This window comes from Streptosporangium sp. NPDC002721, from assembly GCF_042888905.1.
In the GTDB taxonomy this organism is placed as follows: Bacteria; Actinomycetota; Actinomycetes; order Streptosporangiales; family Streptosporangiaceae; genus Streptosporangium.
Map to the genome: position 1 here is coordinate 13,767 of NZ_JBIAQI010000038.1, position 22,467 is coordinate 36,233.

The 22,467-nt window shown below is 72.9% G+C and carries 20 protein-coding genes; 5 read left to right on the forward strand and 15 right to left on the reverse strand.

Features of this window, described 5'->3' with window-relative positions; genetic code table 11:
• Window positions 1–43 precede the first annotated feature (43 nt).
• The 3 genes from ACFYWM_RS39085 to rph all read left to right on the forward strand — a co-directional run bounded on the left by ACFYWM_RS39085 (window position 44) and on the right by rph (window position 5,599).
• The gene (locus ACFYWM_RS39085; RefSeq protein WP_389925090.1) at window positions 44–913 is read left to right on the forward strand and encodes a GyrI-like domain-containing protein; all 870 of its coding nucleotides are present in this window, start codon (window positions 44–46) and stop codon (window positions 911–913) included.
• 599 nt (window positions 914–1,512) lie between these two features.
• Window positions 1,513–2,721 (forward strand): cytochrome P450, encoded by a 1,209-nt coding sequence (locus ACFYWM_RS39090; RefSeq protein WP_389925093.1) that lies wholly within the window; start codon window positions 1,513–1,515, stop codon window positions 2,719–2,721.
• A gap of 178 nt (window positions 2,722–2,899) precedes the next feature.
• Window positions 2,900–5,599, forward strand: a complete 2,700-nt coding sequence (gene rph, locus ACFYWM_RS39095; RefSeq protein ID WP_389925096.1) for a rifamycin-inactivating phosphotransferase — start codon at window positions 2,900–2,902, stop codon at window positions 5,597–5,599.
• 83 nt (window positions 5,600–5,682) lie between these two features.
• Here the strand turns inward: rph and ACFYWM_RS39100 are convergent, their stop codons facing one another.
• Complete coding sequence (locus ACFYWM_RS39100) at window positions 5,683–6,054, reverse strand: MerR family transcriptional regulator (protein ID WP_389925099.1); 372 nt, start codon at window positions 6,052–6,054, stop codon at window positions 5,683–5,685.
• 154 nt (window positions 6,055–6,208) lie between these two features.
• Between ACFYWM_RS39100 and ACFYWM_RS39105 the strand changes: the two genes are divergently transcribed.
• Window positions 6,209–7,171, forward strand: coding sequence for an alpha/beta hydrolase family protein (locus tag ACFYWM_RS39105; RefSeq protein ID WP_389925102.1), 963 nt, complete (start codon window positions 6,209–6,211; stop codon window positions 7,169–7,171).
• 42 nt (window positions 7,172–7,213) lie between these two features.
• Here the strand turns inward: ACFYWM_RS39105 and ACFYWM_RS39110 are convergent, their stop codons facing one another.
• Window positions 7,214–7,765, reverse strand: a complete 552-nt coding sequence (locus ACFYWM_RS39110) for an NADPH-dependent FMN reductase (protein ID WP_389925104.1) — start codon at window positions 7,763–7,765, stop codon at window positions 7,214–7,216.
• A gap of 112 nt (window positions 7,766–7,877) precedes the next feature.
• Between ACFYWM_RS39110 and ACFYWM_RS39115 the strand changes: the two genes are divergently transcribed.
• Window positions 7,878–8,936: an AraC family transcriptional regulator gene (locus ACFYWM_RS39115; RefSeq protein ID WP_389925107.1), complete on the forward strand. Its 1,059-nt coding sequence runs from the start codon at window positions 7,878–7,880 to the stop codon at window positions 8,934–8,936.
• A 101-nt stretch (window positions 8,937–9,037) separates the two neighbouring features.
• Here ACFYWM_RS39115 and ACFYWM_RS39120 read toward each other — a convergent pair whose 3' ends face one another.
• The 13 genes from ACFYWM_RS39120 to ACFYWM_RS39180 form a co-directional block, all read right to left on the reverse strand.
• Window positions 9,038–10,099, reverse strand: a complete 1,062-nt coding sequence (locus tag ACFYWM_RS39120) for an NAD(P)-dependent alcohol dehydrogenase (RefSeq protein ID WP_389925110.1) — start codon at window positions 10,097–10,099, stop codon at window positions 9,038–9,040.
• A 143-nt stretch (window positions 10,100–10,242) separates the two neighbouring features.
• Window positions 10,243–10,674 carry an MEKHLA domain-containing protein gene (locus ACFYWM_RS39125; RefSeq protein ID WP_389925112.1) on the reverse strand — a complete coding sequence of 144 codons (432 nt, stop codon included), beginning with the start codon at window positions 10,672–10,674 and terminating at the stop codon, window positions 10,243–10,245.
• A gap of 172 nt (window positions 10,675–10,846) precedes the next feature.
• On the reverse strand, window positions 10,847–11,533 hold the full coding sequence (locus ACFYWM_RS39130; protein ID WP_389925115.1) for a cytochrome b/b6 domain-containing protein: 687 nt from the start codon (window positions 11,531–11,533) through the stop codon (window positions 10,847–10,849).
• Window positions 11,490–12,203: a molybdopterin-dependent oxidoreductase gene (locus ACFYWM_RS39135; protein ID WP_389925118.1), complete on the reverse strand. Its 714-nt coding sequence runs from the start codon at window positions 12,201–12,203 to the stop codon at window positions 11,490–11,492. The genes ACFYWM_RS39130 and ACFYWM_RS39135 overlap by 44 nt, the downstream gene beginning before the upstream one ends.
• 249 nt (window positions 12,204–12,452) lie before the next feature.
• Window positions 12,453–13,394: a 2OG-Fe(II) oxygenase family protein gene (locus tag ACFYWM_RS39140; protein ID WP_389925121.1), complete on the reverse strand. Its 942-nt coding sequence runs from the start codon at window positions 13,392–13,394 to the stop codon at window positions 12,453–12,455.
• 69 nt (window positions 13,395–13,463) lie between these two features.
• Window positions 13,464–14,219 (reverse strand): response regulator transcription factor, encoded by a 756-nt coding sequence (locus tag ACFYWM_RS39145; protein ID WP_389925123.1) that lies wholly within the window; start codon window positions 14,217–14,219, stop codon window positions 13,464–13,466.
• A 25-nt stretch (window positions 14,220–14,244) separates the two neighbouring features.
• Window positions 14,245–15,219 (reverse strand): nucleoside hydrolase, encoded by a 975-nt coding sequence (locus ACFYWM_RS39150; RefSeq protein ID WP_389925125.1) that lies wholly within the window; start codon window positions 15,217–15,219, stop codon window positions 14,245–14,247.
• Window positions 15,212–15,937 (reverse strand): GntR family transcriptional regulator, encoded by a 726-nt coding sequence (locus tag ACFYWM_RS39155; protein WP_389925128.1) that lies wholly within the window; start codon window positions 15,935–15,937, stop codon window positions 15,212–15,214. The genes ACFYWM_RS39150 and ACFYWM_RS39155 overlap by 8 nt, the downstream gene beginning before the upstream one ends.
• A complete protein-coding gene (locus ACFYWM_RS39160) occupies window positions 15,934–16,896 on the reverse strand; it encodes a PfkB family carbohydrate kinase (protein WP_389925131.1) in 963 nt (320 codons plus the stop codon). The genes ACFYWM_RS39155 and ACFYWM_RS39160 overlap by 4 nt, the downstream gene beginning before the upstream one ends.
• A complete protein-coding gene (locus tag ACFYWM_RS39165; protein ID WP_389925134.1) occupies window positions 16,872–17,783 on the reverse strand; it encodes a 6-phosphogluconolactonase in 912 nt (303 codons plus the stop codon). The genes ACFYWM_RS39160 and ACFYWM_RS39165 overlap by 25 nt, the downstream gene beginning before the upstream one ends.
• 1 nt (window position 17,784) lies before the next feature.
• Window positions 17,785–20,112, reverse strand: a complete 2,328-nt coding sequence (locus tag ACFYWM_RS39170) for a N,N-dimethylformamidase beta subunit family domain-containing protein (RefSeq protein ID WP_389925137.1) — start codon at window positions 20,110–20,112, stop codon at window positions 17,785–17,787.
• Entirely contained in the window at window positions 20,109–21,326 is a 1,218-nt protein-coding gene (locus tag ACFYWM_RS39175) for an ABC transporter permease (RefSeq protein WP_389925140.1), read from the reverse strand. Before ACFYWM_RS39175 ends, ACFYWM_RS39170 begins: the two co-directional genes overlap by 4 nt.
• Complete coding sequence (locus tag ACFYWM_RS39180; protein ID WP_389925143.1) at window positions 21,323–22,459, reverse strand: ABC transporter permease; 1,137 nt, start codon at window positions 22,457–22,459, stop codon at window positions 21,323–21,325. The genes ACFYWM_RS39175 and ACFYWM_RS39180 overlap by 4 nt, the downstream gene beginning before the upstream one ends.
• Window positions 22,460–22,467 lie beyond the last annotated feature (8 nt).

The following is a 22,467-nucleotide window of genomic DNA, read 5'->3' on the forward strand; positions in this document are numbered from 1 at the left end:
GGCCGGGGTTCCTCCGGCAGGGTTGTCATCGAAAGGAGGCCTCGTGATCTCGGCGCTCAACCGGCTTGTCGATCTCGTGGAGAAGCACCTCGCCGAGGAGCTCGACGTCCACGGCCTGGCCAGGGAACTCGGCACGACCGAGTACCACCTGCGCCGGATGTTCTCGTCGCTGGCCGGCATGCCGCTGTCGGAGTACGTGCGCCGCCGCCGCATGACCGTCGCCGCCACCGACGTCGTCCGGGCCGAGGACGACCTGCTGGGCATCGCCGTCCGGTACGGATACGGCTCGACCGAGGCGTTCGGACGTGCGTTCCGCGCGGTCCACGGCTGCGGTCCCGGTGACGCGCGCCGCGACGGAGGCCCCTTGCGCACACAACCACAGCTCAGGTTCCGCCTGACCGTCGAAGGGAGCATCCCCATGGACACCCGCCTCGTCGACCGCCCCGCGTTCCGGCTGGTCGGACACGCGGCCCGCGTTCCGCTCATCCACCAGGGCGTCAACCCGCACATCCAGCGGCACGTCACCGCGCTGCCGCAGGAGGAGCATCTGCGGCTGAAGGCCATCGGCGACACCGACCCGGGGGGCCTGCTGCAGGTCTCCGACGACCTCGACCCCGACGGCGCGGAGGGGAGCGAGCTGACCTACCTGCACGGGGTCGCCGTATCCCGGGACACGCCGGTCCCCGACGACCTCGACGCCATCGAGGTACCGGCGGGCATGTGGGCGGTCTTCCGCACCGCGGGGCCGCACCCGCAGGCCCTGCAGACGACCTGGGCCGCGACCGCGACCGAGTGGTTCCCCTCCAACCCGTGGCGTCTGCGGCAGGGCCCCTCGATCGTCGCGGTCCTCGAGCGCGCGGACGACTTCAGCACCGCGACGTGCGAGCTGTGGCTGCCCGTCGAACCGGCGTGACGGGCGGCGGTCGCGAGATCGGCCCGAGGTGACCTCAACGGCGCTCGGGAGGCGGCGGGAGTCCGCCGTCACGGTCACTCCCGGCGGTGACCGCTGCCCGCCGGTTTCCCGACTCCGCTAACGTGCCCCGACCGCGTCGGACCGGTGAAGGTCCCGGCGGCGGCCGGGGCCGCTGTGTCGTGTCGGCGGCCGTGTCAGCGGCCGTGTCAGCACGGCGACGGCCCGGTGTCAGCGCGGGCGGCGACAGTGACCGCCATGAACGACTCGGCGATCGCGGCCCGGGTCCCGCCGATCACGTGGTCGCGGGACCGGCCCCGCCGGTGGCCCGGCGGTTACCGCCGTCCGAGCCTCCGGGCGACAAGGGACGGCACCCTCCCCCCCGCGCGCTGCTCGTCAGGATCGAGCGGCTCGGTCTCGTCGGCGTGGAGAAGGTCCCGTCCGAGACCCGCCGGCCTGTTCGAGCGGAGCGCGGCGGGCGGGACCCCGATCCGCGAGACCGCCGGGGTCGCGTCGATCGGGCCTGTCCGGCGGGAGTTCCGAATTCGACGCGGCTCCCGAATGGTTCCTGACACGTAATATCGCGAGAAGAGGAAAGGGTCATGAACGAATCCCTCCACACCGTCACGACGATGCCGACCGAGCGCCGGCCCGGCTGTCCCTTCGACCCGCCCGAGGAGCTGATCGAGGCGCGCGAGCACGGCCCGATCAGCCGCTTCCCCTTCCCCGACGGGCACCAGGGCTGGCTGGTCACCGGATACGACCTGGTCAGGGCGGTCCTGGCCGACCCGCGGTTCAGCTCCCGCAAGGAGCTCATGCGCCACCACCCGACCGTCGACATGGGCGACTTCGAGGTCCCTCCGGCGCCGCCCGGCGAGTTCCTCCTCATGGACGAGCCGCAGCACGGCCGCTACCGCAAGCCGCTGGTGGGCAAGTTCACCGTACGGCGGATGCGGCTGCTCACCGAGCGCGTCGAGCAGATTACCGCCGAGCACCTGGACGCCATGGAGGAGGCCGGACCGTCGGCGGACCTGGTGACCGCGTTCGCCAGGCCCATCCCCTCCATCGTCATCTGCGAGCTGCTGGGCGTGCCGTACGAGGACCGGGGCTCCTTCCAGGAGAACATCGACAAGTTCCTCGGCGGGGAGGCCGACGACGCGGAGCTGATGGCGGCCTACACCGCGACCCAGCGGTATCTCGCGGGGCTGGTGGCCGCCAAGCGGGCCAACCCCACCGACGACGTGCTCAGCGACCTGCTCGACAGCGACCTGACCGACGAGGAGCTGCGGGGGATCGCCCTGGTGCTGCTGTCGGCCGGGTTCGACACCACCGCGAACATGCTGGCGCTGGGCACCTTCGCGCTGCTGCGCAACCCGGAGCAGCTGGCGGCGCTGCGCGCCGATCCCACGCTCACCGACCAGGCCGTGGAGGAACTGCTGCGCTACCTCAGCGTCGTCAAGACCCTCATGAGAACGACACTGGAGGACGTCGAGCTGGGCGGCCGGACCATAAAGGCCGGTACGACGGTCATCCTGTCCTACAGCACCGCCAACCGCGACCCCGAGCGCTTCACCGACCCCCACGTGCTCGACCTGCGCAGGCGGGACGGCGGGCACCTGGCCTTCGGCCACGGCATCCACCAGTGCCTGGGCCAGCAGCTGGCCCGCGTCGAGATGCGGGTCGCCTTTCCCGCGCTGATCAACCGCTTCCCCACCCTGCGTCTGGCCGTACCGGCGGAGGAGGTCGCCCTGCGCCCGGAGATCGCGGACGTCTACGGGGTTAAGAGCCTGCCGGTCACCTGGGACGTGTGACGGGACCTCGACGTGTGATCCGGAGGAGCGGCCCGCGAGTGTGAACGGCGGCCGGGGAGGCAGGCATGGGCGAGGCCGGTACGAGCGAGGCCGGGCCGCGCGCCACCTCCCGCCACTTTCATTTTGTACCAGATCCGTGCGCCTCATGAGACATCGAGAAGTGCCCCATACTTGCCCGTTGCGAACCGACCCGACGAAGGATGGGGCGACGGAATTGGGTTACGTGCTGGGTTTCGAGGAGATCGACTCGACGAACATCGCGGACGTCGGAGGAAAGGGGGTGCACCTGGGAGAGCTCTCGCGAATCGACGGCGTCCGCGTGCCGGACGGCTTCTGCGTCACGACGGAGGCCTTCCGGCGGATCGTGGCCGGGGCGCCGTCGATCGACGCCCGGCTCGACCTGCTGTCGCGCGTGGAACCGGACGACCGCGAGGCGATCCGTACCCTGAGCGCCGAGGTCCGCCGCGCCATCGAGGAGGTCGCCGTTCCCGACGACCTCGTGGCGGCGATCGGCGAATCGCTCGCCCGGCTCGGGGAGCGGGGGCTCGGGGAGCGGGGGCCCGGGGAGCGGGACTCCTACGCGGTGCGTTCCAGCGCGACGGCCGAGGACCTGCCGACCGCGTCCTTCGCTGGCCAGCAGGACTCGTACCTGAACATCGCGGGCCTGCCGGAGGTCGTCCGGCACGTCCGGAGGTGCTGGGCCTCGCTGTTCACCGAGCGGGCGGTGACCTACCGGCGCCGCAACGGCTTCGACCACCGCGGGGTGCGGATGGCCGTGGTCGTGCAGCGGATGGTCTTCCCGGACGCGGCCGGGATCCTCTTCACCGCGGATCCCGTGACCTCGAACCGGAAGGCCGCCACCGTGGAGGCCGTCTGGGGGCTCGGTGAGGCGCTCGTCTCCGGCCTTGTCGCCGGGGACGTCTACACGGTGCGCGACGACCAGGTCGTCAGCGCGGCGGTCGCCACCAAGCCGAGGTCCGTCCAGGCGTCACCGGAAGGCGGAATCCGGGACGCGCCGGTCGAATCGGAGCGGCAGACGCGACCGGCCCTGACGGACGCGCAGGTCGTGCGCCTGGTACGGCTGGGCCGGAGCATCGAGGCGCGCTTCGGCAGGCCCCAGGACATCGAGTGGTGCCTGGTCGGCGACGACTTCCACATCGTCCAGAGCCGGCCGATCACCACCCTGTTCCCCGTCCCCGAGACCGGCGACCAGGACAACCACCTCTACGTCTCCGTCGGTCACCAGCAGATGATGACCGACGCGATGAGGCCGCTGGGACTCTCCTTCTGGCAGATGACGACCCCGCGGCCGATGCACGAGGCGGGCGGGCGGTTGTTCGTCGACGTCGCCCCCGTCCTGGCGACGCCCGCGGGCCGGTCGTACCTCCTCGGGACCCTGGGCAAGTCCGACCCGCTGATCCGGGACGCGCTGCAGAGCGTCCTCGACCGCGGCGACTTCGTCCGCCCGCTTCCCGACCCTCCGGATCTTCCGGGCGATGGGCCCGCCGCCGCGCCCGCCGGTGACCCGCCCGCCCCGATCGAGACCGACCCGGCCGTCGTCACCGAGCTGATCCGGTACAGCCGGGAGTCCGTCGCCACCCTGCGGAACGAGATCCGGACCCTGTCCGGGCCGGAGCTGCTCGACTTCGTCCTGGCCGACCTCGCGGAGCTGAGGCGCGTCCTGTTCGATCCGCGGAGCCACCAGGTGATCATGGCGGGGATGGAGGCGGCCTGGTGGCTCAACGACCACCTCGAGGAGTGGCTGGGGGAGAGGAACGCGGCCGACGCGCTCACGCAGTCCGTCCCCCACAACGTCACGTCGGAGATGGGGCTCGCGCTCCTCGACGTCGCGGACACGATCCGGCCGCACGCGGACGTCGTGGCGTTCCTGCGACGCGTCGCCGACGAGGGCCGGGAGGGCGACGGCTTCCTGGACGAGCTGGCCGGGCTGAGCGGCGGGCCGGAGGCGCGTGACGCCCTCCGGAGTTACCTCGACGAGTACGGCATGCGCTGCGCGGGCGAGATCGACATCACCAGAACGCGCTGGAGCGAGCATCCCGCCACGCTCGTGCCCGCCATCCTCGGCAACATCAGGAACTTCGAGCCCGGCGCGGGCGAGCGGCGCTTCGAACAGGGACGTCTGGAGTCACTGAGGAAGGAGCGGGACGTGCTGACGCGACTGCGCGCCCTGCCCGAGGGGGAGCGCAAGGCCGAGGAGACCAAGCGGATGATCGACCGCGTCCGCGCCTTCGCCGGATACCGGGAGTATCCCAAGTACGGCATGGTCAGCCGCTACTTCGCCTACAAGCAGGCGTTGCTGCGGGAGGCCGACCGCCTCGTCCGCTCCGGCGTCCTGCGCGAGAGGGAGGACGTCTTCTTCCTCCGTTTCGAGGAGTTGCGGGAGGTCGTGCGCACCGGCGAGGTGGACGCCGGGCTCATCCTGGAGAGGCGGGAGGCGTTCCGGTCGTACGAGGCGCTCACCCCGCCCCGGGTCCTCACCTCCGACGGCGAGGTCGTCACCGGCCGCTACCGGCGTGACGACGCCCCGCCCGGCGCGCTGGCCGGCCTGCCGGTCTCGGCCGGGACCGTCGAGGGCCGGGCGCGTGTCGTCACGGACATGGCGCGGGCCGACCTCGAGGCGGGCGACATCCTGGTCACCGCCTTCACCGACCCCAGCTGGACCCCCCTGTTCGTCACCGTCGCCGGGCTGGTGACGGAGGTGGGCGGCCTCATGACGCACGGGGCGGTGATCGCCCGGGAGTACGGCCTGCCCGCCGTCGTGGGGGTGGAGGGAGCCACCCGGCTGATCCGGGACGGGCAGCGGATCCGCGTCCACGGAACCGAGGGGTACGTCGAGATCCTCGACATCCTCGACTGAACCGCCGCTTCGGGCCGGGAGCTCCGCTTGCGCCGGGCCCCCGGTAACCGGCACACCGGGCTCCGCTCCGGCCGGTGCGCCGGTTACCGGGGGCGGCAGCTCTGACCCGTCCGCCAGTTCGCGGTGGCGGCGGCGATGACGGTGTCCAGCCTGTCCCGGACGCTCACCAGCTCGCCGATCTGGCCGTCGATGCGATCCCGTTCGGCCGAGAGCCCGTCGAGCAGCTCCGGCGTGGCCTCACCGTTCACGACACACGGCAGCAGATCGGCGATCGACCTGCTCGGCAGCCCGGCGGCGTACAACTGCTGGATCAGCCGGACGCGGTCGACCGCGCTGTCGGGGTAGTGCCGCTGGCCGCTGGGGCTGCGTTCGGAGGCGAGCAGGTTCTGCTCCTCGTAGTAGCGCAGCGCCCGCACGCTGACGCCTCCCCTGGCGGCGAGCTCGCCGATGCGCATCGTGTCTCCCCGATGTGAGCTGGGCAACATCACTTGCCTCTGACGTCAACGTCAGGTTTTAGCGTATCCCCTGACGGCTCACACCCCCGCACGAAGCGGGGGAGCGAGACCGTGACCAGCCTGTCCGACGGGAAACGCGAAAGAGGATCTTCCTATGACCGCATCAGACACGACCGCCGCGGACGTGACCGTCCCCGTCCCCGCTCCCGTCCCCGTCGTCTCGGTGAAGCCGGTGGTGCTTGAGGCGCCGGGGCGTGGAGAGGACCTGCGGGTGAGGATCTCCGCGCCGGTGACCGGGCGGGAGCTGCCGATCATCGTCTTCTCGCACGGCTTCGGCTCGTCGGCGGACGGCTACGGCCCGCTGGCCGACTTCTGGGCCGCTCACGGCTTCGTGGTGGCGCAGCCCACCCACCTCGACTCCAGGACGGTGGGCCTCGCCCCGGACGACCCCCGCACGCCGAGGCTCTGGCGTTCTCGCGTCGAGGACATGAAGCTCGTCCTCGACCGGCTCGACCTGCTGGAGGCCGCCGTTCCCGGTCTCGGCGGACGTCTCGACCGCAGCCGTGTCGCCGCGGCCGGGCACTCCTTCGGCGGTCAGACGGCGGGCAACCTGCTGGGCCTGCGTGTCCTCGATCCGGTGACCGGGAAGGAGGAGGACCTGGCCGACTCGCGGATCAAGGCGGGCGTGCTGCTCGCCACGGCAGGGAAGGGGGGAGCAGACCTGACGCCGTTCGCCGCCGAGCACTTCCCGTTCATGAACCCGAACTTCGCGAACATGACCACGCCGGCCCTCGTGGTCGCCGGGGACAGGGACGACTCGCCGCTGTCGGTCCGGGGGCCGGAGTGGCTCGCCGACCCGTACTTCCTGAGCCCGGGTGACAAGAGCCTGCTCACCCTGTTCGGGGCGGAACACTCGCTCGGCGGGATCGCCGGATACGAGGCCCGCGAGACGACGGACGAGAACCCCGGGCGCGTCGCCCTGATCCAGCGGGTCACCTGGGCCTACCTTCGCCACGCCCTGGGGATCGAGGACGCCGGCTGGGCGGCGGCGCGGAGGGCCCTGTCGGAGAGCGCCGCCCCCATGGGGCGGATCGAATCCAAGCTCGGATCCAAGTGAGCCCCTGAACGGCGGCCCCCGGCGAGCCGGAGGCTCCGAGGCTCACGCCCTGAGCGGGCGCAGGGCGGAGCCCCAGGCGAGGACCTGGTCGAGGACGAGGTTCAGCCGGTCCTCGTGGACGGCGGCGGGCTTGAAGCCGTCCGCGAAGTCGGTGTGGATCGACAATCCGACCTGGTTCGACACGCCGGCCACGCTGAGCATGCCCAGGACGTGCCGCAGGTGCGAGATCGCCCGGGGCGCGCCGTCCACGCCGTAGCCGACGAAACCGGCCACCTTGTTGTTCCATTCCGCGTACAGGAAGTCGAGGGCGTTCTTGAGCGCGCCGGGGTAGGAGCTGTTGTACTCGGGGGTCACGATCACGAACGCGTCCAGGGACGAGATCTTGGCCGACCAGCGCCTGGTGTGCTCGTGCCGGTAGTCGCCGGTGGCCGGGTGCTCGGGCTCGTCCAGGTTGCCCAGGCCGTAGTCCTTGAGGTCGACGAGCTCGTACTCTGCGTCACCCCGTTTGGTCGCCAGGTCGCGGACCCAGTGCGCCACCGCCTCGCCGTTGCGACCGGGGCGGGTGCTGCCCAGGATGATGCCCACCTTCAACATGTCAATCTCCCTCGCTCGGTTACGTGAACCACGGTAGGGAGACTCGATGAGATAGTGAATGCGCTTCTGTCTACCATTTATACGCCAGCGTCTCAGGCCATAGACTCGGCGCATGGACATGCTGAGCGACGTCATGGCCTTCATGCGATGCGGGCGCCCCACCTCCTCCCGTGTCTCCTGGCGGGCGCCCTGGGGGGTGGCGTTTCACGCGCTGCCCGAGTCCGCGGGCTTCCAGGTGGTGCTGCGCGGGTCCTGCTGGCTCATTCCCTCCGACGGCGAGCCCGTCCCGCTGAGCGTGGGCGACCTGGTGTTCCTGCCGCGCGGCGACCCGTTCGGGCTGGCCGACGACCCCTCAAGGCCGCTGGTCGAGTCGGACTGCGGCCCGCATGCCGAGCTGTTCGCCTCGGCCGGTTTCGACGGCGCCGGGGCCGAGACGGTGATCCTGTCCTGCGCCTACCGGCTCGACCTCGACAGGACCCACCCGATCCTGGGCTCGCTGCCCGGCCTGATCCACCTGCCCGCGACGCTCGGCCGCCGTCCGGAGCTGCGGGCCGCCGTCGAGCTGCTGGCCGCCGAGATCGACACCCCGCGCCCCGGCACCGACGCCGTCGTGTCGTCCCTGCTCGACATGCTGCAGCTGTACGTCCTGCGGGCCTACTTCGACACCCAGGACGAGCCCTGCACGCTGTCGGGCTGGGCCGCCGCGCTGGCCGATCCCGTCGTCGGCCGCGCGCTCGACGCCGTCCACCACGACCCGGCCCGCCGCTGGACGGTCGAGTCGCTCGGCGCCCACGCGGGCATGTCGCGCGCCGGCTTCGCCCGCCGCTTCGCGGGCCTGGTCGGGCAGCCGCCGCTGGCGTACCTGACCTGGTGGCGGCTGGCGAGCGGGGCGCGCATGCTGCGCGAGTCCGACGCGTCGGTGGCGGAGGTGGCCGAGCGGGTGGGGTACGGGTCGGAGTTCGCCTTCGGCAACGCCTTCAAGCGGGAGTTCGGCGTGGCGCCCGGCCGGTACCGCCGCGGGGTCGCGGTGCTCCAGGCCCCGCCCCCGAACGGATCCCGGCCGGAGCCGGTCATCCCGGCCACCCCGGCCACCCCGGCCACCCTGGTCACCCCGGCCGCCGCGCCGTCCGCGACCGGCGATCCGGTCGCCGCCCTCGGGGAGCCGAGGTGACCGGAGCGCCGGGCCGCGCGACCGCGTGCCGGTCGGCTGGACGTGCCGGTCGGCCGGACGCGTCGGTCGGCCGGACGTGCCGGTGAACGTGCGTGAACGTGTCAGTCGAAGACGACGACCTGACGCCCGATCGCGTCGCCCCGGGCCAGCGCGTCGAGCCCGTCGTTGATGTCGTCGAGCCCGACCGGCGTGACGGTGTGCTTGATCCGGCCCTGGCCGGCGAGCGCGAGGACCTCGGTGAGGTCGTTGTGGTTGCCCCAGAAGGACCCGGAGAAGGTCCTCTCGCCGGAGACGAACGAGAACACCGGGAACTCGACGTGCTGACCCATCAGGCCCACCGACACGAGGGTTCCCTCGGCCGCCAGGAGCGCGGCGTTGAGTTCGAGTGACTGCGGGGCTCCCGAGCAGTCCAGGGCGGCGTCGATCTCGCCGCGGCCGGTCAGCTCCATGAGGTCGGCCCGTACCTGGTCGGGTGTCTTGCCGCGGGTGTTGACGGTGTGGTCGGCGCCGTTCTGCCTCGCCACCGCGAGCTTGTCCTCGTCGCGGGCGAAGGCGACCACGGTGGCCCCGTCGCCGAGCAGCCGGGCGTACTGCACGCCGTAGCTCCCGAGCCCGCCGATGCCGCTGACGACCACGGTGCGTCCCGGCCCCAGCCTTCCGACGTCGCGGATCTTCTTCATCCCCCGGTACGGGGTCAGCCCGGCGTCCACCAGGGGCGCGAGGTACCGGGGCTCCATGCCCGCGTTCGGATCGATGCGGATGAGGTGGCGGCAGGGAGCCGTGACGTACTCGGCGAAGCCTCCGGGTGGCCCGAAGCCGATCCATCCTCCGCTCCCCGTGCACAGCTGCTCGTTGCCCTCGTGACACTGCCGGCAGGTTCCGTCACCCCAGGCGGGGTTTATGACCACCGGGTCCCCCTCCGACAGGCCGGCCGAGGCGGGAACGTTCGCGCCCAGCTGAGCGACCTCGCCTGCCACCTCGTGGCCGGGGATGTAGGGGAAGTCGAGCTCCAGCGGGAAGTAGCCGTCGGTGAGCTGGAAGTCGCTACGGCATATCCCGGTGGCCCGGACCTTGATGAGCACCTCGCCCGGACCCGGTTCGGGAACCGGGACGTCGTCGATCCGCAACGGCTGCTTGTAGCCGTGCATACGCGCTGCGCGCATTGCAACGCCTCCTCAATCCGATTGGGATAGAAGGTTGTAATGCTCGTATGCAATCCTAAAATAGTGACAATCGCCACAAAGCGGACGAAATATAAAGCAATCTCGGCTTTACCCTCTCGCCGGCCGACGAGGGTGAAAGCGCTTCAGGCGTCCCGCCATCGAAGGAAGGTCGCCGCCTGGCCCACGAGCACGCCGTCCCCGTCCACCAGGTTCCACATCGTCACGTCCTCGATCCAGAACCGGCGGCCGGACCTGGCGATGCGCCGTCCCCGGTAGCCCGTCGCGAAGCCGTCCCGGTGCACGGTGTCCAGGAGCCGTTGGCGGTCCTCCCGGCGGTCCGGCTCCGCCGAGAGCCGGGAGGGCAGGCCGACGAACTCCTCCCACTCGTACTCGAAGCATCGCTGGGCGGTGGCGTTCGCGTAGGTGAAGCGGGGGTCGTCCGCCGCGTCGTGGGCGAGCAGGCCGAAGGGGGCGTCCTCGTGCAGCCAGCGCGTCGCGGTCTCGGGGCCCGTCAGCGGGGTGCCCACGAGGCGCAGGTGGCTGTCCGCCAGCAGGTCGAGGAAGTCGGGGTTCACGTAGCAGCCGTTCTCAGTTCCTATATGCCGCTTTGAAGGATAAAGCACCCAAAAAGCGACCAGGGGTGGGCGGTGATCCTGCCACTCGCGCCCTTCGCCGTCTCCCTCGCCCGCCGAGCCCGCCGAGCCCGCCGAGCCCGCCGGGGCCGCCCCAGGAGGCGGGAGCCCGGCCTCACGGTTCCGGCGATCCCGGCGGTACGGTCCGCGACCCGCCCCGGTGGGTCACCCACCGGGAGTGGTGCCTTCTCGCCCAGGCCGGTTCCACGTACCCGGTGCGCATTCCCCGCCGCGCCTGCGGATCCCGGTACGCCATCCGGATGTGCCCGAGCACCACGAGGGCGACCGCCAGGGCCGTCACGTCGTGCACGAAGATGGCGCTCGTCCGGGAGATCACCGGCAGGAGCCCGCCGAACCACATCAGCAGGCCGGTGAACATCATGATCGGCACGGCTCCGGCCAGCCACCCCGCGTAGATCTTCTGACCGGCGTTGAACTTGCCGGCGGGCCGCCGGTCGGGTGAGGTCCAGCCCCTGAGGGCCGCGCGCAGCCACTCCCCGTCGTACCTCGCCAGCCGGTTCAGCCTGCGAAGGTCGGCGCGGAACGCGGACGAGGCGAGGCCGAGCAGGAACGGCACCGGCAGCAGGATCCCCGACCACTCGTGGACGGTGGCCACCAGGTGGCGGCGGCCGACCAGCTGGGCCAGCGGCGAGAAGTACAGGCAGGCCGCCGCCCCCGCGCACAGCAGCGTGAGCCCGGCCGTGGCGCGGTGGACCAGCCGCTCGGCGCGGGTGAAGCGCGGCACGCGCCCGGAGCGCTCAGACGGAGCGGTCGGCTCCGTCGAGCCAGCCGTCGACGTCATAGCCGTACTCCTCCCAGTAGCCGGGAACGACCTTGTCGGTCACGGAGATCCCGGAGAGCCATTTGGGTGATTTGTAGAAGTACATCGGCGCGGCGTAGAGCCGGACGGGCCCGCCCCGGGGGTGGGAGAGCGGCTTGTCCTGCATTCTCAGGGCCACCAGCATGTCGGGACGGCGGGCCTGCGCGAGCGTGAGGCTCTCGCTGTACACGCCGTCGAAGCAGGTGAACCGGACGGCTCCGGCCTCCGGCCGCACGCCGGCCACGTCCAGGAGGTGCGAGAGGGACACCCCCTCGAAGGGCGTGCCCGGGACCCGCCAGCCGTCGGTGCACTCCACGTCACCGACGACCCGGGTCTGCGGCAACGCGCGCAGGGCGTCCAGCGTGTACGTCGCGGGGCGGTCGACGAGGCCGTCGATCGTCAGCCGGTAGCTCGTCCGGTCCTTTCGTGGCACCGAGCCCGCGACGCTGAAGTAGCGGAAGCCGCCCGGATCGGGCAGGAGCCCGGTCAGCCCGCCGAGGTCGTTCTGGGAGGCGGCCCCGAGGGCCTTCTCCCAGCCGTCCTGCAGGTAGGGCGCGGCCACCAGGCCGGCGGCACCGGCGGCGAGCGTCGAGAGCATCACCCGCCGCGCGATGGGCGGGCCGCTCTCTGCTTCATCTCGTGAATCGGTCACCCCGCCATTCGAGCAGCCGTGACGATGTTGGGCCAACCGCGACGGCAAGCCGTAAGACTTCCGTCAGAATTGCCCGTAGACCGGTGATCTTACGGGTGTCTGTGTCGGGCTCGGTGGCCGGACGCGGTGGATGGCGTGGTGGCCGTGGCCCTGTCCGGGGGGCGGGGCAGGAAGCGGTGAACGTCGCGGTGCCGGGAGGGCCTCCCGGCACCGCGGCATCCGCCCCCGAGCCGGGAGGTCCCCTGTCCGTCAGGACGCGGGCTTCTGGTCGCCCAGGCCCTTGAACCGGTTGTCGATGAAGTCGCCCCAGGTCGCGTCGAGCATCGTCACCTCACCGTCGATCATCTTCCACTGGGGTGCCTTGTGCGGCGGGTAGGCGAACAGCACCGACGACAGGCGTTCGTAGCCGGCCGGCATGGGCTTGGTGTGCACCCGGTGCGTCGAGGGCCGGAAGCGGTCGTTGGAGGCGCTCGTCAGCATCCGGCCGATGTTGCACAGGACCACGTCCGTGCCGGCGATCACCGGCTCCACCCAGGTGCCGTCGTGCAGGACGTACTGCAGCCCCTGGTCGGAGGGCGGCAGCTGCAGCCCGAGCATCTGGATGCCCGAGTGCTCGTGCGCCAGCACCTCGCGGTCGCCCACGTCCCGGTAGCGGATCACCCGCAGGTTCGTGGCCTCGCGCGACAGGTCCAGCTCGGGGGTGCCGGGCGGCATCATGCCGCGGACGACCTCGCCGAACAGGGAGATGAGCCGGAACGCGGTGTCGAACACGCCGCCCGCGGCCGCCCCGAACGCCGGGAAGGCGCGCAGGACGTCACCGGCACCGGGCGGCTGGTCGGCCAGCAGCGCCCCGCTGACGTGGATGAACTCCTTGGGGTCGGGCACGCCGTTGGCCAGGCGCGGGATCTCGGAGTTGTAGGGGAAGAACCCGTGCGTGCCGCCGACGGACAGCTGGGGCACCGACGACTGCGCGTAGTCGGCCAGCCGCGGTTCCGGCGACCGGCACGCCGACGCGAACTCCTCCATCATGGTGCGGACGCGCGCGCCGATGCCGGGGACCTCGGCGGCCATGAAGCCCCAGTCGGTCAGTTGGGCCCTGATGGCCTCCGCCGCCTTCTCCATGTCGGCGTCGAGCTCGTCGGCGCGCACGATGGGAACGCGACCACTGAGTTCCATGGGGGGGACGTCCATTGTCGCTCCACTTCTCTTCGGTCACTTCGGGGTGCGGGCAATATGCGAATTCGGGAAGGGCGGTGCCCTTCACCTGACCGCCGGGCTGACGCGGGGGACACCGGTGGCGGAGCTGAGCCCCAGCCGCTGCGCGACCAGTGCCACCTCCGTCCGGTTGGAGCAGTCGAACTTCACGAGCAGGTTCGAGACGTGCCGTTTGACGCCGTGGATCGAGATGCCCATGGCACGGGCGATCTGGTTGTTGCTCATCCCGCGTAGCAGCAGGGTCAGCGCCGTGTGCTCGCGTTCGGTCAGCCGTTCGGTCAGCTCGCCACCGCCGCTCCCGCCGCTCCCGGCGTTCCTGGACAGCGGTACGACCGGCGGGGCGGGCACGGCGGGCACGGCCGGCGGAGTGGGCGGATCGCTGCTGAGCAGGTGCGCGAAGGCGTCGGACAGTCCGGCGACGTTGACCACGTCCCACAGCAGGCAGCCGTCGACACCGTGGTCGCCGGCCAGGGAGGACAGGTGGCGCGCCTCTTCGGTCCGCATCAGCGCCAGCACCCTGGTCCGGCCACGAGGCGTACCGGCGGCCGCCACCACCTGGGGCACCGTCGCGACCGGCAGCACCACCACGTCGAAGTCCCCTCCGCCGAGCGCCTGGCCGGCCTCTGTCACGCTTCGGCCGACCCTCGCCCTGACCACGTGCGGTACCCGGCGGAGCATCAGCGGCAGCCCGTAGAAGGAGATCTCGTCCTCGGCCAGCCAGAAGACGGACAGGATCCGGCGGCGGCCGGCAGGAGATGACGCGGCGATCCGCTCGCTCGCATTCATCGTGCTCGTGCTCATCGCATGATCCTTTCTGTGGTTGAGCTCATCGCCCGCGCGGGGCGAGAGTGGTGAGGAAGTGCCGGTAGAACCGGTCCGGGTCGACCGACCGGGCGCAGCGGACCGCGCGTCCACCGGCACTTCGCACGATTCGTCCCTGGCTCTCGCTGCGGGTCACGACGTCGCAGCGCACCGTCTCGAAGGTGCAGATGTCCTGGTCGGCGAGATAGGACGTGGTGAGGCTGTCCCAGCAGCAGTAGGGCAGCCCGGTCGTCTCCAGCGTGCCGAAGGTGAGCGCCAGCAGCGACCCGGCCAGGTCGCTCACGTGCTCGCCGTACGTGCGGCCGAAGGTCTCGACGAAGTCGGCGGTCACCGGCACCCGGTTGGTCACGTCCAGCGGGAACATGGTGATCGGCACGTCGGAGTCGAACACGCGCCTGACGGCGTCGGGGTCCCAGTAGACGTTCCACTCGCCGGTGCCGTCGTGGCCGGGCTGGTGGACGTTGCCCGCGACGTCCAGGGCGCCGCCCATGAACACGATCTCCTCGATGCGCGCCGCGAGCCCGGGGTGGTGCTCCAGGCACCAGGCGATGTTGGTCAGCGGGCCGGTGGCCAGCACGGTGACCGGTCCGGGTGCCCGCGCCAGCCAGGCGGCGAGCTGCTCGTGCGCCGGGGGCGCGTCCCCGGAGGGGACGGCGTGGCCGGGCTGGTTGAGCACGGGCAGCGCGTCCGCCCGCAGGGCGTCGATCCGCCAGGCGAGCGGGAAGGGGTTGCGGCCGGGCAGCACGCCCAGCGCCGTCGGTACGTCCAGGCCCATCAGGGCGAGGATCTTGCGGGTGGCCGACAGGCCGGGCTCGGGCAGGCAGTCGGCAGGGGTGACGGCGACACCGCGCAGGTCGACGTTCTCGTACCGGGTCAGCAGCAGGAGCGACAGCAGGTCGTCGGGCGCGCCGTCGTGGTCGAACAGGACGTGGCGGCGGCGCGCGCTGTTCAAAGCGCCGGTCGCGGGGGAGTCAGTCACGGCGCCTCACCAGGTGGAAGGAGAAGTCGGTGCCGCGGTGGTAGTCCTGCGAGAACAGCAGGGGACGCCCCGCGCTGTCATGGTGGGTCTGGATGAGCAGCAGCCACGCGCCGCCGGCCTCGGTGCCGCCGACGCGCTCGGCCTGCGCCGCGTCGAGGGTGACGGCACGGACCTGGGTGACCGCGTACGCGATCGTGTGGCCGTGCTCGGTGAGGAGCTGGAACAGCGACCCGGACCAGTCGACCTCGTCCATCGGGAGCGGGACGAGCCGGCGCGGGAACAGGTCGATCGAGTAGAGCAGCGCGTCGTCCCGGTGGCGGCGCAGCCGCTCCAGGCGCACGATCGTCTCGCCGGGCGCCAGCCGCAGCACCTCGCGCTGGTGGCGGTCCGGTTCGGCCGACGCGACGTCCAGGACGGTGTCGTCGGCGGTGAATCCGCGGCTGGCGAGCATCTCCGTCACGCCCTCCAGGCGGGTCAGCGGGCGGTCCAGGCTCGGCTGCGCGGTGAGGTAGCGGCCGTCGCCGTGGCGCGCCTGGATGACGCCCTCCTGCTCCAGGAGCTTGAACGCCTCGCGGATGCTGGTGCGGCCCGCGTCGAACAGGCTCATCAGCTCGTTCTCCGACGGCAGCTTGTCGCCCGGGCGCAGGCCCTGCTCGACGATGAGGAGGCGGAGCCGGTCGCGGATCCTGACGGCCAGGGTGTGCGGTCGTGGTGTCATGCGGATATCTCCTGCGCCGGGGGACCGTGGAGAGGGGCGAGGCCGAGCTCTCCGGCGGACGGGTAGCTGGGAGCGCAGAAACGTCGCGTGACCGAGACGGCGGCCACCCGGCAGGCGAGTCTGACCCCGGCCGCCAGGCTCACGCCTGCGCGCAGGGCGGCGGCGAGCGCGCCGGTGAAGGCGTCGCCCGCTCCGGTCGTGTCGACAGCGTCCACGCGGGGTGCGCCGACCAGCATAGTGCCGTGATCGTCGCTCACCCCGGCCCCCCGCGCGCCCAGGGTGACGACCACGGCGCCCCCTCTCGTACGGGGGCGCAGCGACTCCGGCGACTCCGGCGAGCCCGTGGCGGGGCCGCCGGTCAGCAGGCTCAGCTCTCCCTCGTTGAGCACCACCACGTCGGCCCGGCCCAGCAGGTCCGCCCCACCGGCACCGAGGAACGCCGGAGCCGGGCTGGGATTGACCAGGACGCGGACCCCGGACGGGACGGCGGCCGCCGCCGCGCACGAGGTCGCCACCGGGATCTCGCCCTGCAGGACGAGCACCGACCCGGCCGGCAGGCGCGCGGCGGCGGCGGCCGCCCGCGCCGGGGCCAGCAGGTCGGCCGCCCCCGGCCAGGTCATCACGATCTGCCGTCCCTCGCCGTCGACGTAGACGAAGCTGCGCCCGGTGGCCACACCCCCGGCGATCGCGCAGTCGCCCACCTCGACGCCGTCGGCCCGCAGCGCCGCCAGCGCCGCCCGCCCGTCGGCGTCGTCGCCCAGGCAGCCGGCGAAACGCGCGGGCGCGCCGAGCCGGGCCGCCGCGACCGCCACGTTCGCCGCCTTGCCGCCGTGCGCGGTGGCGTACTCGGCGGCGTTGACGCTCTCGCCGGCCGCCGGCAGGTGACCGCCGAACATGTAGAGGTCCAGGGTGTAGGCGCCGAGCGCGAGCACGGTCACGCACCCAGCCCCAGCGCGCACGGGGCGATGCTGTCGGCGTCCACCGAGACGCGCACGTCGGGGTGGCGGTGCGCCAGCGTGACCGGGAGCAGCACCTCCGGTTCGGTCGTCAGCAGCAGCACGCGGACGATGTAGCGCTTCCAGGCGCCGCCGTCGGTGATGAGGTGCAGCCGCCGGGCCGAGAGGATCTCCGCCATGCCCAGCGTGATGGCCATCGGGGGGATGGCCTGGGTGTAACCGCCGGTCAGGCGGTGTGAGAGGGCCACGAGCGTGTCGTCGAGCAGGGTGACGACCCGCGTGGTGGAGGCGGCGAACTCCTCGACGCTGTACTGGTGCCAGCGGGTCGCGGGCGGCTCGTTGAAGGCCAGGTGCCCCCGGTAGCCGAAGCCCGCGAAGCACGTGTCGGCCCCGCCGACCTCGCGCAGGCGGGCACCGTAGGCGTCGGGGTCGAGGACGTCCGGGTAGACGACGTTGGCCGGGTGCGGGCGCAGCCCGGGGTCCAGCAGCCCGTAGAGGTTGCGGTCGCAGTAGCCGCGGAAGCTGAACGGGTGCGACGGATCGACGGGGCGGCCCTGCCGGTCGAGGAACTCGTCCATGTGGAAGGCGTGCACGTCGGCCCAGCTGATGCGCTCCTGGTTGCAGATGCGCGCCAGCAGCGGATAGTGCGCCTTGGGGCCGACGGGCAGGATCCAGCGGGTGGGCTCGCCGCGCAGGTTGTTCTCGCGCAGCTCGTCGGCCATCTCGCGGGCCAGCCGGTGGTAGAGGGCGGCGGTGTCCGGATACACGGTCACCGGGTGCCGCGCGATCGCCGTGAGCGCCGCGACGGGCATGCTCAGGTGCTCCTCGGTGAGCTCGCCCGAGGTACGGGGATGGGGGTAGGTGTGGGCCTTGGTCCTGATGACGGTCACGTCACTCCTCGTGGGGTTTCGGGGAAAGGAACCGGGACAGGACGTTTCGTGTGACGCGCCGGACGTCGCCGTCACAGCAGGCGAGGCTGGCCACCCAGTTGACGGACCCGGCGGCGAAGACGGCGCCGCCCGCCGGGGTCAGGCGCAGCGTCATGTCGGCGCGTACGGCGTCGGCGCCGAGGTGATCCTCCTCCGGCGCGTTCTGGTAGTGGCCGCTGTGCCCGCCCGCGGACGTGGCGAGCAGCAGGGTGCCGGGCGGGGTGCCGAGGCCGGGGTCGGCGCGGTCGATCTCGTCCCCGGCGGCGCCGCCGAGGGCGAGCCCGTGGCGGCCGACGACCGGTTCGGAGATCCCGGCGAACACCCAGGCCGCCTCGGCGCGGTAGCTGCCGGGCAGGCGGGTGAAGCCGGGCGCCGGGCCCCAGCCCTGGGCGGCGAAGCCGACGCCGAGCAGTTCCTGGGGCGGCAGGCCGCGCTCGCGCCACAGCCCGCCGAGCTCCCCGGTGGAGGTGAGGACGTCCTCGCCGGGCTCGTTGTCCCACCAGGCGCCGGTGCGGCCGCGGCGTACCTCGATCGCGTGCGGGTGGCGCGGGTCGACGCCGGTCACCCAGTAGAAGCCGTTGCCGCCCAGGTACATGAGCCGCCCGCCGCCGGACACGTACGCCGCGACGGCCTCGCGTTCGGGCGCGCTGACGTACTCGGGGTGGCTGCCGGTCAGCACGACGCGGTAGCGCGCCAGCAGGGCGGCCCCGCCCGCGTGCACGTCCTCGTCGGTGAGGACGTCGAAGGCGAAGCCCTCGGCGCGCAGCCAGCGCAGCAGCAACAGGTCGGCGGCGAAGTGCCGGGGCGCCCCGGTCATCCACCACCGGTAGCCGGGCGTGTGGTTGAGCACCGGGCGCCGCCCGGAGGAGTGGTAGACGGGACCACCCTCGCTCCGCTGGTCGTAGAGGGACAGGCCGAGCTCGCGGTGCTCGTTGAGGTAGGCGTCGGTGCCGGACAGCTCGATGCGCCGGTCGGTCACCGTCGAGTAGTCGCCGAAGTACTCGGCCTCGCTGGACTGGCGGTGGTTGGCGTAGGCCAGGTAGGTGAACGTCGGCAGGACGACCGCGACCGGGCGCGCCGGGCCCGCAGGGCTGTCAGGGCTGTCAGGGGTGTCAGGGCTGTTCGGGCTCTCCGGGCGTACGACGAGCGGGACGACGTACGAGTCGCCGCCGGCGCGCACCCGCACGCCGAGCACGGTCGAGCCGGTCCCGGCGGGCACGGTCACCGCGCACGTCCGCGGCCAGCGGGCGTCGTCCAGGTCCTCGGGGCTGAGCTGCAGGGCGGTGCGGGTGCCGTCCCCGCCGGGGCCGGCGAGCCCGGCGAGCGGCCGGTTGACGGCGCGGGCGTGGCGGCCGTCGCCGCTGACGTCCGGGACGGCGGGGGCGCCCGGATCGGCGGCCGGGTCCCACAGGGCGACGAGGCTCGCGCCCAGGTGCCGGACCAGGGCCGGGCCGGTGGTCAGGCCCGTCAGGGTGTCGCAGTCGCCGGGGGTGAGCTCGGTCCCGGCCAGCAGGGGCAGCGCCAGGCGCCCTGCGTACAGGCCGGAGTGATCCGCGCCCGCGCCGAGGCGCAGGGTCGCGGCCGCCGGGGGCAGCGGCAGGTCCGCCCCGTGCGCGACGGCGTCGTCGTGCGCGCCGCCCCGGACGGCCAGGCGCAGCCGGGTGCCGGACGGCTCCGCCGCCCAGGCGGCCACCAGCAGGGACCACGACCCGTGAGGGAGGGCCGGGCCGGACCGCACGCGCAGGGAGCCGGACCGCGTCTCGACGGCGGCCTCGGGGCGCCCGGTCTCGTCCAGGGTGACCAGCAGCCGCCAGCCACCGGTGTCCAGCTCCGCCACGACCTGGCGCGCACCGGCGTCCCGGCACCCGTCTCCGTGCCCGTCTCCGTGCCCGTCTCCGTGCCCGTCTCCGTGCCCGTCTCCGTGCCCGTTTTCGTGTCCGTCTTCGCGCCCGTCCCGGCGCCCGTTTTCGTGTCCGTCTTCGCGCCCGTCCCGGCGCCCGTTCTCGTGTCCGTCGCGGCGCATGTGCGGGCGCAGCCACACCGCGACGCTGCCGCGGGCGGGCGCGGGGACGCCCGCGGCCTCCAGGTGGGAGCCGGTGCGGATGCGCCGCGGCTCGACGGTGACCGGCGTCGCCGGGCCGAGCACGGCCTGGCTCACCAGGTCGGTCAGCTCGACCTCCCCGGCCCCGGCGGGCCCGCTCGCGTGCACGGTCACGTGCTGTCCGGGCGAGGCGGACCAGCGGTCCAGGTAGGCCAGCAGCCGGGTCCGCCGCACGTGCGCCACGGTCACACACCTCCCCGCCGGTAGGGCAGGCCGACGTAGGCGGGCATGCGCAGCCGTTGGGCGACCGTGGCCAGCACCAGCAACGTGGTCAGGTACGGCGTGGCGTAGATGAGCTGGGTGGGCACCGAGCCGGTGCTCTCGAAGATCACGAAGGCGGCGGCGCCGAGCAGGGCCGTGCCGGCCGCCAGGCGGGGCCGCCGCCGCGCGAGGGCGATCGCCGCCGTCCACGCGAGTATCGCGCCCAGCAGCAGCAGGGTGTGCACGGCGCTCGCCTGGCGCAGCTGCACGGCGTCGGCGTAGCCGAACAGCAGCGCCCCGCCCGCCGTGCCGACCGGCCGCCAGTTGCCGAAGATCATGGCGGCGAGCCCGATGAAGCCGCGCCCACCGGTCTGGCCCTCCTGGTAGAGGCCCGAGGAGACGGTGACGAGGTAGGCCCCGGCGAGACCGGCCAGCCCGCCGGAGACCAGCACGCCGCAGTAGCGCATGCGCTGGACCGGCACGCCGAGCGAGTCGGCCGCGGCCGGGTGCTCCCCGGCCGAGCGCAGCCGCAGCCCGAACGCGGTGTGCCACAGCACGACGACGCTGACCGGGACGAGCACGACGGCGGCCACGGTGAGCCACGACACCTCGTGCAGCAGCCCCCGCAGCAGGCCGGCGGCGTCCGCGAGGAGGAAGACGCCGCCGCGCTCCAGGTCGCCCAGCAGGTCGGCGGTGCCCGCGCCGCCCGCCAGCAGCGGCACGCTGACGGTGCCGACCTCGCCGGTGACGGGCGGCGACTGGGTCGCCCCGGCGCCGGGCAGGCCGGTGAACACGACGACGCACAGGAAGCGCGCCACCCCCGCCGCCAGGATGTTGACCGCGATGCCGCACACCACCTGGTCGACGCCGAAGGTGACGGTGACGACGGCGTGCAGCAGGCCGGCGGCGGCGCCGCCCAGGACTCCGGCCAGCACGCCCGCCCAGACGCCGTGGAAGTGGCCGGCCCAGGCCCCGCACACCGTACCGATGATCATCATGCCCTCGATGCCGAGGTTGGCGACGCCCGCGCGCTCGCTCCACAGCCCGCTCAGGCCGGCCAGCCCGATCGGCACCGCGAGGCGGAGCGCGGCGCCGACCACGCCGGAGCCGGTGAGCGCCTCGCCGGTGAGGACGCGGACGCCCGCCACCGCCGGCAGCACGAGGAGGGCGATTAGCAGCAGCCGCCGCGCCGTCGCGTTCACGGGACCCGTCCCGGTGCCGGGGCCGGCGCGGTGTCCGGCTCGGCCCGCTCGCGCACCAGCCGCGCGGCGCGCCGGCGCCCGGCGCGGCGCACCACCTCGTGCGCGACCACGACACTGATCACGATGACGCCCTGCATGATCGTGACGATCTCCTTGGGCACGCCCTCGATGTCGAGGATGAGCGCCGACCGCTCCAGGAAGCCGAAGAGCAGGGCGGCCAGCGCGATGCCGAGCGGGGTGTTGCGGCCGAGGAGGGCCACCGCGATGCCGGTGAAGCCCGCCCCGGCCGGGAAGTCCAGGCCGAAGTGGTGGGCGGTGCCCAGCAGGTGGGGCAGCCCGGCCAGCCCGGCGATCCCGCCCGAGACGAGCATCGTCACGACGGTCATGCGGCGCGGGTCGACGCCGTGGACGCGGGTCGCCGCGGCGTTCAGCCCGCCCATCCGCAGGTCGTGCCCGAACAGCGTCCGGGTGAGCAGCAGGTGCACGGCCACGCCCAGGACGACGGCGCCGAGCACGGCCCCGCCGAGGCCCGCGCCGCCGGGGAGCGTCACCCCGATCAGGGCGAGCAGGCCGTTCAGGTCGGGCACGTGGGCCGAGGGCGGCAGCTCGGCGGTCGACCCCGTCGTGCTGCCCGCGGCGAACACCTCGGCCAGCAGGTACGCCACGACCGCGGTGGCGACGTAGTTCAGCAGCAGCGTCGACAGCACCTCCGAGACGCCGCGCCACACCTTGAGCAGCGCGGCCAGCGCGGCCCACGCGGCCCCGGCGAGCACGGCGACCGCGCACATGACGGCCACGTGCAGGGGCGCCGGCAGGTCCAGGCCCGCACCGGCGGCCGCGGCGAGCAGCGCGGCGAGGCGGTACTGGCCCTCCACACCGATGTTGAACAGGTTCATGCGGAACGTGACGGCGACCGCGAGACCGGCGAGGAAGTAGACGACCGACCGGTTGACGGCCGAGACGACCGAGTCCGGCCGCACGCCGAACTCCAGCATCGTCAGGTACGTCCTGCCCGGCGAGGCGCCCGCCGCGGCCAGCAGCGCCGTGGCCACGGCGAGTGCCAGCAGCAGCGCGAGCGCCGGCGCGGCGAGCGCGCGCGCCACCGCCCGGATCCGGGCTCTCGCCGTGTTCACCGTGTTCA